The sequence below is a fragment of the Streptococcus sp. HMSC070B10 genome, assembly GCF_001808665.1.
In the GTDB taxonomy this organism is placed as follows: domain Bacteria; phylum Bacillota; class Bacilli; order Lactobacillales; family Streptococcaceae; genus Streptococcus.
The window spans coordinates 427,139-443,617 of sequence record NZ_KV794152.1 but is presented as its reverse complement, the minus strand read 5'-3'; the positions used below and the strand labels follow the sequence as shown (position 1 = coordinate 443,617).

Sequence of the window (16,479 nt, the reverse complement as noted above, 5' to 3'; positions counted from 1 at the left end):
GCCTTTAATTTTTTAAAAATATTCTGATATAATCATACAAAAAATAAAATTGTAAATCTATTCTACAAAACTTTAAAAACGCTGGCACTGACGCCACCAACCATGTCTTTATCACTTAAATGGCTATTGGTCACCAATAGTTCTAGATTTCCAGCATTTTCAAACTGGAAGTCTTGCCCTTTAGCATTAAATACAACCAGTAAATGTTCTTCCCCTTGAATCTCATAGACAATCCAACCACTATGTTCGTTGGCTGAATGAACAAAAACATGATGGTAAATCTCATCATAAGTTGGGTAAGAAAAGGCACTGCTTTCTGTCTTCAATCGAATCATCTGACGGATAAACTCAATACTATCTTGACGCTCATTAATCAAATCCCAGTTCACTTGGTTCACACTGTCAGGAGCATTATAGCTATTCATAGCACGCTCTCTATCATCATGGGTCAGCTCACCATTTTCACCAGTCGCAACCAGTTTAGTACGACCAAATTCTTGACCGATTTCCATAAAGGCCATCCCCTGCATGAGTAGATTCATGGCTGTGGCAGTTTCGACCTTGCGCATGATTTGCTCGGAATTTTGATCTGGATGAAGGGTTGCCAACAAATCGTGAAGATTGTAATTGTCATGGGCCTCTACATAGTTAAGCACTTGGTTTGGATGTGTATAAGTACCTAATTCACGACTGCCTAGAATTGCTTTGGCTAGAATTGGCTCTGTCGCAGCACCACTAACAAAACCTGACTTGATAGCACCATAAACTTCTCCACCTTTGACAGCATCACGCTGATTGTCATTAAAGAAACCAATATTTGGCATCTGGTAGGCATTGTCTTTCTTGGCCTTATCATAAGGTGCAAGACCTGTTCCCATATCCCAACCTTCTCCATAGAGGATAATGTTAGGGTCGATTTCATCCAAGCTCTGACGAATCATCTGCATGGTCTTGACATCATGAATCCCCATCAAATCAAAACGGAAGCCATCAATATTGTATTCCTGCACCCAGTATAGGAGGGAATCAATCATGTACTTGCGGAACATTTCATGTTCGCTGGCTGTTTCATTTCCAACACCCGTTCCATTCTGGAAGGTACCGTCTGGATTCATACGATAATAGTAATCAGGGACAGTTGTTTGGAAAGGTGCATCAACAACTGAGAAGGTATGGTTATAGACCACATCCATAATAACACCAATACCCGCATCGTGGTAAGCTTGAACCATGGTCTTCAAATCACGAATAACCTGAGCTGGATCATCTGGATTGGTTGAAAGGCTCGTTTCTGGTGCATTATAGTTTTGTGGGTCATAACCCCAGTTGTAGGTTACATTCCCATCCGCATCATATTCTTTGTGACGGTCTGCAATTGGTTGCAATTGAACATAATTGTAGCCCAGCTTCTTGATGTAATCAAAAGCAGTTGACTGACCATACTGGTTAACTGTTCCAGTCTGAGCAGCACCTAAGAAAGTTCCTCGAAGATGTTCATCTACACCTGAGGTCGGTGATTTGGTCAAATCACGAATGTGCATTTCACAAATAACTGCCTTACATGGATTTGTCAAACGCCAAGTAGCATCAGCACCGTGTTTAACCTCGAAGCTTTCAACTTGCTTTTCTTCATGGTTCAGGATAGCTGATCGTTTGCCATCAGGACTGGTTGCGATAGTGTATGGGTCGCGAGTAAGACTTTGATGATGAGGGAATTGGACTTGATACTGATAAGCCTTACCAGTCAAATCTTCCTCAACATCCAAACTCCAGACACCGATTGTATTGTCTTTATGGTTATAAGAGTAGCTATTGCCTCTTTCCATCTCAAAAGTCTTCCAAACAGGAGCATTGTTAGCGGCAGATTCATAAACAACTACCTGCACTTCTGTCGCTGTTGGAGCCCAGAGAGCAAAATGAGCTTGATTATCCTCTACACGGCACCCCAATTCACCTTGGTAACCCCAATGGTGGTCAAAACTAGCACTATTAATGGCCTTGTCAAAGGCAAAAGGATTTTGATTCTTATAGAAAGGACTGGCAATAGCAGGATTTTCAGAATAATAAATTCTATCATCCCCTTCCAAAATCCAAACCTCTGTTAAAAGAGGATAGTGATTAAAACGGATAGCATATTCTTTACTGGTTTGTCCTGTGTGAACTACAAAATTTAGGCTTTCTAAGGCATGAGAACTTGGGTGTTCAAAACTAAATAAGGCACCAAAATAATCTTCTTTATAGGTCAGCAAATCAATTCGTTGATCCTGACTTTTTACAAAAGAACAAGTGTCGTATTCTCCATTCTTGCGATGGTAATGAATGCGCATAGGGTAATTAAACATTTTTTATTTTTCCTTTTTACTTCTAAATTTGTTTCTATTTTCACTAATAAATTCTTGACCGATTTAGTACCGATTAAAAAACATAGTCATATTATCTAAACTCTGATTTTAAACGATTATTACAAGCTTTCTAGCCATTCTTCATCTCGAACTTCGATACCAAGTTCTTTTGCTTTTTGCAGTTTACTTCCAGCATCTACACCTGCAACGACGAGGTCGGTCTTTTTAGAAACACTACCTGTTACTTTAGCTCCCAAGCTTTCGAGTTTACTTTTAGCTTCTGAGCGTTTGAGACGTTCTAATTTTCCAGTCAATACCACTGTCAAACCTGACAAGGCTGCATCCGCAACTACTGTCTGACCTTTATAGTCCAGATTGACCCCAGCTTCTCTCAATTCTCTGAGGAGAATTTCAGAGCCTTCTGTCGCAAAATATGTCTGAAGACTCTTGGCAATCACACCACCCAGACTTTCAATACTAGCCACTTCCTCTGGATCTGCCTGCGCCAGATTTTCGATTGAATGAAAATGTTGAAGTAAGAGCTGACTGGCCTTGCTTCCGACATGGCGAATTCCCAAACCAAATAAGAGCTTCTCGGCAGAATTTTCCTTTGATGCTTGGATAGCTTGATACAGTTTAGAAGCAGACTTTTCCTTAACCCCCTCTAAAAGGAGGAAATCTTCTTCTTTCAAACGATAAATATCCGCCACATCCTTGACTAAATTAGCAGCAAAGAGCTTCTCAACAATAGATGGACCAAGGCCTGTAATATTCATAGCATCACGAGAAGCAAAGTGAATCAAACCTTCCATGATTTGAGCAGGGCAACGCGGATTGATACAACGAAGGGCCACTTCCTCTTCAAAGTGCAACAAATCAGAGTCACAACTTGGACAGTTTGTAGGGATATCCAGTTTTTCTTCAGAAACCCGTTTTGACTCTACCACACGTAAAACAGCAGGGATGATATCTCCAGCCTTATAGACGATAACCGTATCGTCTTTGCGGATATCTTTTTCAGCAATATAATCCACATTGTGTAGAGTCGCACGGCTAACAGTTGTCCCAGCAAGCTGAACAGGAGTCAGATTTGCAGTTGGAGTCACAACACCCGTACGGCCAACTGTCCAATCAACTGATAAGAGTTGTGCTTCTTTTTCTTCAGCTGGGAACTTGTAAGCCACTGCCCACTTTGGAGCCTTAACAGTAAAGCCGAGTTCTTCTTGGCTTGCTAGGTCATTGATCTTGATTACAACTCCATCAATATCATAAGGCAGATTTTCCCGTTCCTGTCCTACTTCTTGAATAAAATCCCAGATTTCATCTATGTTTTCAGCCAAGATTCGCTTAGGATTGACCACAAAACCTAGTTGTTCTAGGTGCTTCAAAACCTTTTCTTGACTATCACGAGTTGAAGGGCTGGCTTCTTGATAGAGGAAAGTGGCAAGATTACGCTTGGCAACTACTGCTGTATCCAGCTGACGCAGTGTTCCTGCCGCTGCATTACGAGGATTAGCAAATTCAGGCTCTCCATTTTCTTGGCGAGCTTGGTTAACCTGGTCAAAAGAAGCGCGTGGCATATAACATTCCCCACGAACCGTGATATCTAGTTCTTCTGGCAAGGTCAAAGGAATGTCCTTAACACGTTTGAGATTTTCTGTTATATTTTCACCAATAGAACCATCTCCACGTGTTGCCCCAGCAACCAAAATCCCCTTTTCATACGTCAGCGAGATAGACAAGCCATCGATTTTCAGCTCACAAATATAGGTTGGATGAGCCACTTCCTTACGAACACGCGCGTCAAAAGCTTCAAGCTCCTCACGTGAAAAAGCATCCTGCAAACTATAAAGAGGATACTGATGACTGTATTTTTCAAAACCATCTAAAATCTTGCCACCAACACGATGGGTAGGACTATCTGCTAACACTTGATCTGGATAGGCAGTTTCTAACTCAACCAACTCTCGGTAAAGTCGATCATACTCACTGTCTGAAACCGACGGATTATCGCTGGTATAATACTCAGCCGCATAGCGATTGAGCAAGGCGACTAACTCATTCATTCTTTTATTCATAAAACTATTTTACCATAAACTAAGCCCTCCTCACAATGGAGAAGGGCAGAAAAAACACTTAGATTGGAATTATTTTTAAAACTCAAGCAGCCTTATATCAATTTTTCAAAATGAGTTCGAACATAAATAAACGATATACAAGACAAGATGATAACACCACTTCCAATTATCAGGAAAGAAGAGAGATGTACACTTGGCAAGACTGTCATAAATCCTTTTGCAATAGGCATAAATAGAATAGCTAAGGTAAAAATTGTACTCAGTACTCTCCCAAGAAATTCGCTCTCAACCTTGGTTTGTACTCGAGTAAAAAAGTGAATATTAAAAATCGTCATAAACAATTCACAAATCAGGTTTCCAGAAAAGGCTAAAATATTGGGCAGTGGCAAACCCATCATGAAAACTCCTACTCCTGTTAAAATCAATAAGAACAAAAGTGTATTCATACTTGATTTAAATTTATTTGCTATCAGTGCTCCTATAATTGAGCCAATCGCACCCATGGTTAAGATAGTCGCATAAGCTCCTTCTACTCCATATAGTTTATTTGAAAAAGGAAGCAAAAACTCAAAAGCCGCAAAAAAGAAATTAACGCTGGAAGCCACTAACAGAAGAAAGAAAATCTCTTTTTGATGCCAGATATAGTGCAAGCCATCTTTGATATCCGCAAAAATATCTTTCCCAGTAAAAGGTTTCTTATCTTGAACCATTGGTTCTTCTTTTGGAAGTAAGGCCACTAGAACAAATGCTATAAAAAAAGTCAAAGCATCTAGTAAGAGCGTCAGATGGAGACTTGCGAATTGTAAAACCAGAAAAGAGAGTACAGGGGAACTCACACTGACAACCTGCAAGACCAACTCCAAACGAGAATTGTAGAGGACCAGTTCATCCTTCTCTACCAATTCTGTGATAATGGCCTTATTTGCAGGTCTAGAAAAGGCAAAAGCAATAGCCTGAACAATGTTGGCAAAAATCAAAGCCCCAATCATCCAGCTATCATTCCTTATGAAAGAAATAGCCAGACAAAGAATTCCACAAACAAGGTCTGCCGCCATTAAAATCTTACGACGAGAAAAACGGTCTGAAATGACTCCACCAAAGGGATTTACGAGAATAGATGTGACGAGTTCAGAGATCTGATACATTCCTAAAACTGTCTGTCCGATAGTTCCCATGGAAGCCAACCAAACACTATTTCCATAATCATAGAGCATATTCCCTATCTTGTTAACAGCTCCACGGCTAATCAACTGTACTGCATAGCGATTCATATAAAAACTCCTCTCAAATTTTGAAACTATTGTATCAAAACTGAAAGGAGCTTTTTATTTTTTCCCTTATTTGGGAAAATTAATCTTTGACAAATTTTTCGTAGTGTTCTTGATAGTAGGCTACTTGCTCTGGAAGACCTAGTAGGTCAAAAATACGCAAGGCCTCTTGCATCTGCTTACAGCCTTCTTTACACTGTCCTTTTTGGTACAAGGAAAAGCCTTTTAGATAATGGAAAATATTACGCTCATACAGTTTGATCCCTTTACCAATAATCTTCTCTGTATAAGTCTCAAAATAGCTTGCATTTTCGAAAGAAAGATGCTCTAAACAATGCTGGTAACAATTAAGGGCTAAAATCAAGACCAGTTTTCTATGGCGACCAATTTCTTGATAAAATCCCTCCCTCTCCATAACTTCTCTACCAATCCGAGTGACATAGTCCACATCGTAGAAACTATAGAGGTTCCCGAAAAGAATCAACTCATACATTGTCCATTCTTCTGTCTTAAAGAGATAATCTGCTACCTTATCTAAATCATCCTGCTCCATATGATAACTCGAATCTCTTTGACAAATCAGACCTTGTAGCAAAATCCAGTTCAGCTCAAAATAAAGGGGATTCGTCGAACTCTTAGCCTTTTCAAGTTGTTCTCTTTGAAGCTTTTGAAAACCTGCAATATCATTTGAATAGTAAAGGGGCACAATTTGTCCCATCATGGCAACATGTTCATGATAATGGAAATCCCTAGCCTTATCCATGAAATTTTCGATTGTGACATGAATGTTATCCAAAATCTCAAAGAAACGTGAAACTGCTATATCAGACTCCCCAAGCTCAAATCGAGATAACTGGGAGGTTGAACAGGACTCCCCTGCCGCCTCCTTTAAAGAATAATTTCTACTTGTTCGAAATTCACGAAATACTTTTCCAAGATGTTCCATCTTTACACCTGCTCTGATAATTCTTCCCACTCAAGCATGGCTTCTTCCTGACGGTTGCTGATTTTGTCCAACTCAGCCTGCAATTCCATCAGTTTGCCGGCATCGTTTGTTTCCAACATTTGTTCAGAAATGGCTTGGCTTTGATTTTCTAACTCTTCGATTTCAGCTTCTAGATTTTCAATTTGTCGCATGAGTTTGCGAACCTCTTTTTGACTTTCTTTCTGGGCTTGGTAGTCATTGACTGGACTTGCTTCTTTTGCTTGGTTGATAGTTGAAGCTTCCTCAGCCTGAGTCATTTCTACTTCTGCTTTCTTCTCAACATAGTAGTCGTAGTCTCCAAGGTAGAGGATTGATCCATTCTCAGACAATTCCAAAACATGAGTTGCCACACGATTGATAAAGTAACGGTCATGGCTGACAAATAGAAGAGTTCCATCAAAGTCAATCAGGGCATTTTCCAACACTTCCTTGCTATCAATATCCAAGTGGTTGGTCGGCTCATCCAAAATCAAAAAGTTGTTGTTTTCCATAGACAATTTAGCCAAAAGCAAACGAGCTTTCTCGCCCCCAGACAACATGCCGACTGATTTTTTAACATCATCTCCTGAGAAAAGGAAGGAACCAAGACGATTACGAATTTCAACTTCTGGCGTCAGCTTAAAATCATTCCAGAGTTCATCCAGTACAGTATTACTTGGTGTCAACTTGCTTTGGGTTTGGTCATAGTAACCGACCTCAACATTGGCACCAAAGCGCTTTTCACCCTTGATAAAAGGAATCTGGTCCACGATTGATTTGATAAAGGTTGACTTGCCAATACCATTGGGACCAACGATGGCGACAGCATTCATCTTACGAAGGTCTAGGTTAATCGGTTGTGACAGGACTTCCCCGTCATAGCCAATAGCTGCATTTTCAACAGTCAAAACAACATTGCCCGACGTTTTTTCAGACTGGAAGGTCATGTTGGCTGATTTCTTGCCAGCTTCTGGCTTGTCTAAGCGGTCCATTTTTTCTAGTTGTTTACGACGGGATTGGGCACGTTTGGTCGTTGAAGCTCGGACTAGATTGCGGTTGACAAAGTCTTCCAAAGCGGCAATTTCTTTTTGTTGCTTTTCATAGTTTTTTGCTTCAGTAGCTAGCTTTTGCTCCTTCAACTCGACAAAACGAGTGTAATTGCCCACATAGCGATCCAAGGAATGCTTGGTCAAATCTAGCGTAATTGTCGCAACCTTGTCCAAGAAATAACGGTCGTGGCTGACAATAATGAGGGCACCGCTATAGTTTACCAAGTAATTTTCTAGCCAGGCGATGGTTTCAATATCCAAGTGGTTGGTTGGCTCGTCCAATACCAAGAGATTTGGCTTTTCAAGAAGCATTTTGGCCAGAGCCAGACGAGTATTTTGACCACCTGAAAGTTCAGCTATTTTCATCTGCCACATAGACTCGTCAAACTTGAATCCATTTAAAATCGCTCGAATATCAGCTTCATAGGTAAAGCCACCTGCTTGACGAAAATTCTCAGATAAGCGGTCATAATCTGACATCAGTTTATCCAAATCCTCACCAGACTTTTCACCCATCTCCAACTCCATCTGACGAAGTTGTTGCTCTGTCCGACGTAAGTCATCAAAGACATGAAGCATCTCATCGTAGATGGTATTTTCAGACTCAAAACGGCTATCTTGGGCTAGGTAAGACAGAGAAATATCTTTTTTCTTATTGATTTCTCCACTAGTTGGCTCCTCTTCTCCAACCAAAATCTTCAAAAGAGTAGACTTACCTGCTCCATTTTTCCCAACAAGGGCAATCCTGTCTCGTTCATCAACCTGCAGGTTGATATTATCAAAAAGAACCTCTCCTGCAAAAGAACGTTCAATTTTATTAGCTTGTAAAATAATCATAAACCTATTTTACTATCTTTTTCTATTTTATACAAATGCAATAAAAAAGTTCAAGTTTAAAACTCGAACTTTTAATATTAATAACCAACCCCTCCACGGAATGTGCGAGCCATATCGTTTAAATCATAGTTCTTAGAAGAAGTGTCAATGGTCCATTTCCCATCTTTTTTACTCATTTTAATTTCATACCCCTCTTTTCTCATACTATCACTAGTATCTAGAGGAGTAGACTCAAATTGGCTTGGAGCATTTTCTAGAATATACTTCTCACCAGCTTTCATAGCTTCTGAATAGTTACCATATTTTCCTTTATTTTCTTCGTAGAATTTACGGCTTAGTTCATAAACATTTAAGTTATCCAAGTCAATTGTTTCTGGTCTTACATAGATAACTGCATAGTCAGGCAAATAAGTTTTTACTTTGTATTCTACCTTTGCTCGTTTAGCATTAGCTTTGATATATCCTTCAGCAAAGGTGCGGAGTTCTGAATCTGAAGGTTTGTAGTTATAAAAACTTTTTCCGAATGATTCTGTAAATTTCTTAATGAATTCTTCCCTATCAGCCTTAACATCATTAGTGAATTCAGCTCCACCATCAGATGATTTTTTATCATCTGCAAGGGGAACAACTTTAGCCTTATTGTCAGTAGTGCTTAGTTTTTTCCCACCACCTGAGCTTTCCCCATCAAGGTAGACCGCATCAACATACTTTTTCATTACTTCTTTAGCTTCATCAATATGATCTTCGTACTTACTTGGATCAACTTTGATAGCTACGTCATTATTCTTATTAGATTTTTCTTTGATATCTTCATAGAAGCTAGGTGCAAAATGAAGCTCATATTTAGCATTTTTATCAACTTCATAGACAACATAGCCAGCTACACTTTTTCCTTTAGAAATACTATCCCCATAATCCATGAATTTAGTTTTACTGTCACTATCATACATTTGAATTGGTTCTACTTTTTCATCTTTTTCATTGTAAAGAGTGATATCGCGGCTAGTGAAACTGAACTGTTTGTCACGATTGTTTTTGATTTCTACTTGAAGTGCAAGATAGTTTGAAGATGAATTTTCATCCTTAGGCAATACAAACATTCCATCTTTAACAGATATTTCAAAGTTAGAATTTGATGCAGTACCGTTGTCGCTGGCTTTTTTCGAAGTTCCACAAGCAACAAGTGCTAAAGCTGATAACAATAAAGCAGAATGCTTAAGAATTTTTTTCATAATAGAATGTCTCCTTTTATTATTACTGATATTATACCATAGGTATAATAATATTCAAAACAGAAAACCGAATGTTTAAAAAAATCTAAAAATTATAGAATTCTTTCTAAAATTGGTTGAACAAATTATAAATGCCTAACTAATCACTAAATGTTTTTTAAAATCTATTTCCTATGCTTATACAATAGAAAACCAGAAAACTAAATCTGATAGATATCGTGAGGAAAATGATTTATTAAAGTAGTGACTCTCATGCTAACGTTTTACTAAAACGCTAAAAAGTGCTATAATGTGAACGGTTAAAACAATTTACAAAAAGGAGAATTTCAATGTCTTACCAAGAAAATTGCCAGAAATGGGTTGATTTTGCGGAGCTTCCTGACTACCTTCGTCAAGATTTGGAAAATATGGATGAAAAAACGAAGGAAGATGCCTTCTATACAAACCTTGAATTTGGTACTGCAGGTATGCGTGGCTTGATTGGTGCTGGTACAAATCGCATCAACATCTACGTTGTTCGTCAAGCTACTGAAGGATTGGCTCGTTTGATTGAGTCTAAAGGTGGAAACGAAAAAGAACGTGGTGTAGCAATCGCCTACGATAGTCGTCACTTCTCACCTGAGTTTGCCTTTGAATCTGCGGCAGTTCTTGCTAAACACGGTATCAAATCTTACGTATTTGAAAGCCTTCGTCCAACTCCAGAACTATCATTTGCAGTTCGTCATCTCAACTGTTTCGCAGGTATCATGGTCACAGCTAGCCATAATCCTGCTCCATTTAACGGTTACAAGGTTTACGGTGAAGACGGTGGACAAATGCCTCCACACGACGCGGACGCTTTGACTACTTATATCCGTGCAATCGAAAATCCATTTGCAGTTGAAGTTGCTGATGTAGAAGCTGAAAAAGCTTCTGGCTTGATTGAAGTTATCGGCGAAGCTGTCGATGTAGAATACCTTAAAGAAGTCAAGGACGTTAACATCAACCCTGCCTTGATTGAAGAATTTGGTAAAGACATGAAGATTGTCTACACACCACTACATGGTACTGGTGAAATGTTGGCTCGTCGTGCCCTTGCCCAAGCAGGATTTGATTCTGTTCAAGTCGTTGAAGCGCAAGCAACTGCCGACCCAGACTTCTCAACTGTAAAATCTCCAAACCCAGAAAGCCAAGCAGCCTTTGCTCTTGCTGAAGAACTTGGTCGTCAAGTTGGTGCAGATGTTCTTGTGGCAACTGACCCTGACGCTGACCGTGTTGGTGTTGAAGTTCTTCAAAAAGATGGTAGCTACCTTAACCTATCAGGTAACCAAATCGGTGCTATCATGGCTAAATACATCTTGGAAGCCCATAAAAATGCTGGAACTCTTCCTGAAAATGCAGCCCTTTGCAAATCTATCGTATCAACTGACTTGGTAACGAAGATTGCTGAAAGCTACGGCGCAACTATGTTCAATGTTTTGACAGGTTTCAAATTTATCGCTGAAAAAATCCAAGAGTTCGAAGAAAAACACAATCACACATACATGATGGGATTTGAAGAAAGCTTCGGTTACTTGATTAAACCATTCGTACGTGATAAAGATGCTATCCAAGCCGTTCTAGTCGTTGCTGAACTTGCTGCCTACTACCGTTCACGTGGTTTGACCCTTGCTGACGGTATCGAAGAAATCTATAAAGAATATGGCTACTACGCAGAAAAGACTATCTCTGTTACCCTTTCTGGCGTCGATGGTGCAGAACAAATCAAAGCGATTATGGCTAAATTCCGCAATAATGCTCCAAAAGAATGGAACGCAACAGCTATCACTGTCGTAGAAGACTTTAAAGCTCAAACTGCTACTGCTGCTGACGGTACTGTTACAAACTTGACAACTCCTCCAAGTGATGTGTTGAAATACACACTTGCTGATGGATCATGGATTGCTGTTCGCCCTTCAGGTACAGAACCAAAAATCAAGTTCTACATTGCAGTTGTAGGTGAAACTAACGAAGAATCACAAGCTAAGATTGCTAATATCGAAGCAGAAATCAATGCTTTTGTAAAATAAAGCCCTATAAAAGATGAGACCAACCAATTTCATCTTTTTTCGTATCAAATCTAAGCAATTTTAGAAACTTTATGGCATACTAGACATATCAATGAAAGCGAGGTAATCTCATGGAACAATTTTTAGATAACATCAAAGACCTTGAAGTCACTACAGTTGCGCGTGCGCAAGAAGCTCTTGATAAAAAAGAAACTGCAACCTTCTTTATCGGTCGCAAAACTTGCCCTTACTGCCGTAAATTTGCTGGTACCTTGGCAGGTGTCGTAGCTGAAACTAAAGCTCACATCTACTTCATCAATAGTGAAGAACCAAGCCAACTCAATGAGTTACAAGCATTCCGCTCACGCTATGGTATCCCAACTGTACCAGGTTTTGTTCACATTTCAGATGGACAAATCAATGTCCGTTGCGACTCTTCAATGTCAGCACAAGAAATCAAAGAATTTGCAGGATTGTAAAATATATTAAAAAGAAGGCACTCGCCTTCTTTTTATATATCTGTCAATGGTGTTGCGGTATCTGGTGAGGTATCATAAACCTTAAAGTCTACTCCTACACCTAAATCAGCTTGGGCTAGCTGGTTGACCATGGTCATGTGAGCCAGCTCCTTGATATTGTTTTCCTTAGATAAATGCCCAAGGTAGATTTTCTTAGTGCGATTTCCTAGGGTCCGAATCATAGCTTCAGCACCGTCCTCGTTAGAAAGGTGACCCAGATCCGATAGGATTCGTTGTTTGAGTCGCCAAGCGTAAGAGCCAGCTCGCAAAATCTCTACATCATGATTGGACTCGATAAGATAACCATCTGCATTTTCGACAATCCCTGCCATACGGTCACTAACATAGCCTGTATCTGTCAAAAGGACAAAACTCTTATCATCCTTCATAAAGCGATAGAACTGCGGTGCGACTGCATCATGGCTAACACCAAAACTCTCGATGTCTATATCTCCAAAGGTTTTGGTTTTACCCATCTCAAAGATATGCTTTTGCGAAGAATCCACCTTGCCAAGATACTTACTATTTTCCATAGCCTGCCAGGTCTTTTCATTGGCATACAAATCCATACCATACTTGCGAGCCAAAACTCCCACTCCATGGATATGGTCTGAATGCTCATGCGTAATCAAGATAGCATCCAAATCTTCTGGTTTACGATTTATTTCAGCAAGTAGGCTGGTGATTTTCTTACCAGATAAGCCTGCATCCACTAAAAGTTTCTTTTTTGGGGTTTCCAGATAAAAGGAATTTCCACTGGAACCCGACGCTAAAATACTGTATTTAAAGCCTATTTCACTCATTCTAGTCTTCTACTTCGTCCTCCCATACTTCTTCTTTCACTGCATCCTTATCATAAGGGAGCACAATAGTGAAGGTTGATCCCTTACCGTATTCACTTTTGGCCCAAATAAAGCCCTTATGTTGTTTGATAATTTCTTTAGCAATAGACAGTCCTAGGCCTGTACCACCTTGGGCACGACTTCTGGCACGATCCACACGATAAAAACGGTCAAAGATTCGTGGTAAATCCTGCTTAGGAATACCCAAACCTTGGTCTGAGATAGATAAAATCATCTGATCATCAGTTGTCTTCATGGTCACTGTGATTTTCCCACCATCTGGTGAATACTTAATGGCATTGTTAAGAATATTATCAATCACCTGCGTCATTTTGTCTGTATCAATTTCAATCCAGACAGACGTAATCGGATAATCTCTAACCAATTCGTATTTCTTCTCTTCATCTGATCCCCTCATCTTATCAAAACGGTTAAGGATAAAGGTAATAAAGGCAGTAAAGTTAATCAGTTCGACATCTAGATGACTGGTTGCATTATCAATACGTGAAAGATGGAGAAGATCTGTCACCATTCGCATCATACGGTTAGTTTCATCAAGAGATACCTTGATAAAGTCTGGTGCGACAGGTTCTGACAAGGCTCCCTCATCCAAGGCTTCAAGATAGGATTTTACGCTGGTCAGAGGTGTCCTCAACTCATGACTAACGTTGGAAACAAAGAGTCTCCGTTCCCGTTCTTCCTTCTCCTGCTCCGTCGTATCATGCAAAACTGCAACCAAACCTGAGATAAAGCCAGACTCTCGACGAACCAAGGCAAAACGTACACGAAGGCTCAGATATTCACCATTGGCATCCTGAGAATCAATCATAAGCTCAGGAACTTGGGTAATCAAATCACGAAGTTCATACTCATCTTCAATCTCAAGCAATTCTAGAATACTTTTGTTTAGAACATCTTCTTTCTGAACACCTAACTGTTTCTTAGCCATGTCATTAATCATGGTAATCTTGCCACGACGATTGGTCGCAAGGACTCCGTCCGTCATATAAGAGAGGATACTATGTAATCGTTTACTCTCTTGTTCCAGATTTTCTTGAGTCAAACGGATTACTTCTGATAAATCATTGAGATTATTGGTAATATTAGTGATTTCAGAGCTTCCCTGCATATCCAATACCTGAGAATAGTCTCCTGCAATCAGGTCTTTCACCTTTTGATTAATTTGCTTCAACCGAATATTATCTCGCCGATTTTCTAGCAAAAGCAAGGTAACAATCAAGATAAAACCCAATAAAATTAAAATGAAGATAAAATCACTAGTAAGAATATTTTTTCTAATAAATTCAATCATTATTTCTCATATAATAACCAACACCGCGACGTGTTAGGATATACTCTGGACGACTTGGTGTATCTTCAATCTTCTCACGCAAACGTCTGATAGTTACGTCAACAGTCCGAACATCTCCGAAATAATCATAACCCCAGACCGTTTCAAGCAAGTGTTCACGGGTAATCACTTGACCAATATGAGAAGCCAAGTGATACAAAAGCTCAAATTCACGGTGGGTTAAGTCTAGTTCTTCACCGTATTTTTTAGCTACATAAGCATCTGGTACAATCTCCAAGTCCCCAATTTGCAAGGGTTGGGTTTTCTTTTCATCTGACTCTTGATTATCTACAGAAACCAAGTCCGTACGACGAAGAAGAGCTTTAACACGCGCCTGCAACTCACGATTTGAGAAGGGTTTGGTTACATAGTCATCCGCTCCAAGCTCTAAACCGATAACCTTATCAAATTCACTGTCTTTAGCAGAAAGCATGATAATAGGCACACTACTTGTCTTGCGAATGGTCTTAGCAACTTCTAAACCATCAATTTCTGGAAGCATCAAATCCAGAATAATAATATCCGGTTGCTCTGCTTCAAATTGTTCTAGTGCTTCACGACCATTAAAAGCAGTTACAACCTCGTAACCTTCCTTGGTCATATTAAACTTGATAATATCCGAGATTGGTTTTTCATCATCTACAATTAATATTTTTTTCATTTGTTCACCTTTTTCTCTACTATTATATCAAAAAAATAACAAGAAGACACAATAGCTAGTCTTTGCTATTGTCTAAGTTGGCTTGTGCATAAGCCTGCCAGATTTTTTGTTGGGGTTTGGCAAGTGGGTAATTCTTAAACTCTTCTGGTGAAAGCCAGCGAACTTCCCTATCTGAAAAGTTATGAAAGTCAGTCACCTGGCCTGCTACAATTTGAACATGCCACTTGCGATGACTAAAGACATGCTTGACAGTGTCAAAATAAACATCAAGCCAATCAACTTCTAACTCATAGTCCTGCTGAAAACTCTCTTCTGGACTAGGACCAAAGTTCACATTTTCTTCTGCAACCTGGTGAAAGAGGTCAAACTGCTCTTCTTGTGAAAAGTTATCTACTTCTACCAGTGGGAAATGCCAAAAACCTGCCAAGAGCTTTTCACTTTCATTTTTTTCAAGTAAAAATTGTCCCTGAGTATTTTTGACCACCAAGGCTTTAAGATAAATTGGAACAGGCTTTTTCTTGGGAGCCTTGATTGGATAACGATCCATGGTGCCATTCTGATATGCCGCACTAAAGTCCTTAACTGGGCTTTCTTCTGGTCTGGGATTTACAGGCGCCTCAATATCAGATCCTAAGTCCATCAAAGCTTGATTAAAGTCACCCGGACGTTCTGGGTCAATCAAGATTTCCATCATTGCCTGAAAAATTTTGCGATTACTTGGAATCCCAATATCGTGGTTGACTTCAAATAGACGCGCCAAAACTCGCATGACATTACCATCTACAGCTGGCTCAGGCAAGTTAAAAGCAATACTAGAAATGGCGCCTGCAGTGTAGGGACCAATTCCTTTCAAGCTGGAAATTCCTTCATAAGTGTTTGGAAATTGACCATCAAAGTCTGTCACAATCTGCTGGGCTGCAGCCTGCATATTACGAACTCGAGAATAATAGCCCAAACCTTCCCAAGCCTTCAACAAACCTTCTTCAGGCGCATTCGCCAAACATTCTACTGTTGGAAACCAGTCCAAGAATCTTTCGTAGTAAGGGATAACTGTATCCACCCTGGTCTGCTGGAGCATGATTTCAGAGACCCAGATATGATAAGGATTTTTACTTCTACGCCACGGTAAATCTCTTTTGTTTTCATCATACCAGGAAAGAAGTTTCTCACGGAAAGAAACAATCTTCTCATCCGGCCACATGACGATACCGTATTCTTTCAAATCTAACATATCTCTAGTATAACACAGAAGATTCTAACTGTCCTTTTCCTAGTATTAATACTCTTCGAAAATCAAATTCAAACCACGT

General features: G+C 39.6%; 12 protein-coding genes. 2 read left to right on the top strand and 10 right to left on the bottom strand.

Annotated features, from left to right (window positions below):
* Positions 1–62 precede the first annotated feature (62 nt).
* From pulA to HMPREF2613_RS03745, 6 genes are all read right to left on the bottom strand, one after another.
* Positions 63–2,342 carry a type I pullulanase gene (pulA, locus tag HMPREF2613_RS03770; protein WP_070479069.1) on the bottom strand — a complete coding sequence of 760 codons (2,280 nt, stop codon included), beginning with the start codon at positions 2,340–2,342 and terminating at the stop codon, positions 63–65.
* A 119-nt stretch (positions 2,343–2,461) separates the two neighbouring features.
* Positions 2,462–4,420, bottom strand: coding sequence for an NAD-dependent DNA ligase LigA (ligA, locus tag HMPREF2613_RS03765; protein ID WP_049487215.1), 1,959 nt, complete (start codon positions 4,418–4,420; stop codon positions 2,462–2,464).
* 92 nt (positions 4,421–4,512) lie between these two features.
* Positions 4,513–5,691, bottom strand: a complete 1,179-nt coding sequence (locus HMPREF2613_RS03760; RefSeq protein WP_070479066.1) for an MFS transporter — start codon at positions 5,689–5,691, stop codon at positions 4,513–4,515.
* Between the two features lie 79 nt (positions 5,692–5,770).
* Positions 5,771–6,634, bottom strand: coding sequence for an XRE/MutR family transcriptional regulator (locus tag HMPREF2613_RS03755; protein ID WP_070479064.1), 864 nt, complete (start codon positions 6,632–6,634; stop codon positions 5,771–5,773).
* 2 nt (positions 6,635–6,636) lie between these two features.
* Positions 6,637–8,538 carry an ABC transporter ATP-binding protein gene (locus HMPREF2613_RS03750; RefSeq protein WP_070479062.1) on the bottom strand — a complete coding sequence of 634 codons (1,902 nt, stop codon included), beginning with the start codon at positions 8,536–8,538 and terminating at the stop codon, positions 6,637–6,639.
* A gap of 77 nt (positions 8,539–8,615) precedes the next feature.
* Positions 8,616–9,770 (bottom strand): DUF4352 domain-containing protein, encoded by a 1,155-nt coding sequence (locus HMPREF2613_RS03745; RefSeq protein ID WP_042751227.1) that lies wholly within the window; start codon positions 9,768–9,770, stop codon positions 8,616–8,618.
* A gap of 329 nt (positions 9,771–10,099) precedes the next feature.
* Between HMPREF2613_RS03745 and HMPREF2613_RS03740 the strand changes: the two genes are divergently transcribed.
* Together HMPREF2613_RS03740 and HMPREF2613_RS03735 are read left to right on the top strand one after the other, a co-directional pair.
* A complete protein-coding gene (locus tag HMPREF2613_RS03740) occupies positions 10,100–11,818 on the top strand; it encodes a phospho-sugar mutase (RefSeq protein WP_070479060.1) in 1,719 nt (572 codons plus the stop codon).
* A gap of 110 nt (positions 11,819–11,928) precedes the next feature.
* Positions 11,929–12,276 carry a thioredoxin gene (locus HMPREF2613_RS03735; RefSeq protein ID WP_070479057.1) on the top strand — a complete coding sequence of 116 codons (348 nt, stop codon included), beginning with the start codon at positions 11,929–11,931 and terminating at the stop codon, positions 12,274–12,276.
* A gap of 32 nt (positions 12,277–12,308) precedes the next feature.
* Here HMPREF2613_RS03735 and HMPREF2613_RS03730 read toward each other — a convergent pair whose 3' ends face one another.
* From HMPREF2613_RS03730 to mutY, 4 genes are read right to left on the bottom strand one after another with little or no spacing between them, the layout of a single operon-like run.
* Positions 12,309–13,118: an MBL fold metallo-hydrolase gene (locus tag HMPREF2613_RS03730; protein ID WP_054384038.1), complete on the bottom strand. Its 810-nt coding sequence runs from the start codon at positions 13,116–13,118 to the stop codon at positions 12,309–12,311.
* Between the two features lies 1 nt (position 13,119).
* Complete coding sequence (gene vicK / locus HMPREF2613_RS03725) at positions 13,120–14,469, bottom strand: cell wall metabolism sensor histidine kinase VicK (RefSeq protein WP_042751232.1); 1,350 nt, start codon at positions 14,467–14,469, stop codon at positions 13,120–13,122.
* Positions 14,462–15,169, bottom strand: a complete 708-nt coding sequence (gene yycF, locus HMPREF2613_RS03720) for a response regulator YycF (RefSeq protein ID WP_000722072.1) — start codon at positions 15,167–15,169, stop codon at positions 14,462–14,464. Before yycF ends, vicK begins: the two co-directional genes overlap by 8 nt.
* Positions 15,170–15,224: 55 nt before the next feature.
* Positions 15,225–16,400 (bottom strand): A/G-specific adenine glycosylase, encoded by a 1,176-nt coding sequence (gene mutY, locus HMPREF2613_RS03715; RefSeq protein WP_070479054.1) that lies wholly within the window; start codon positions 16,398–16,400, stop codon positions 15,225–15,227.
* Positions 16,401–16,479: the final 79 nt, after the last annotated feature.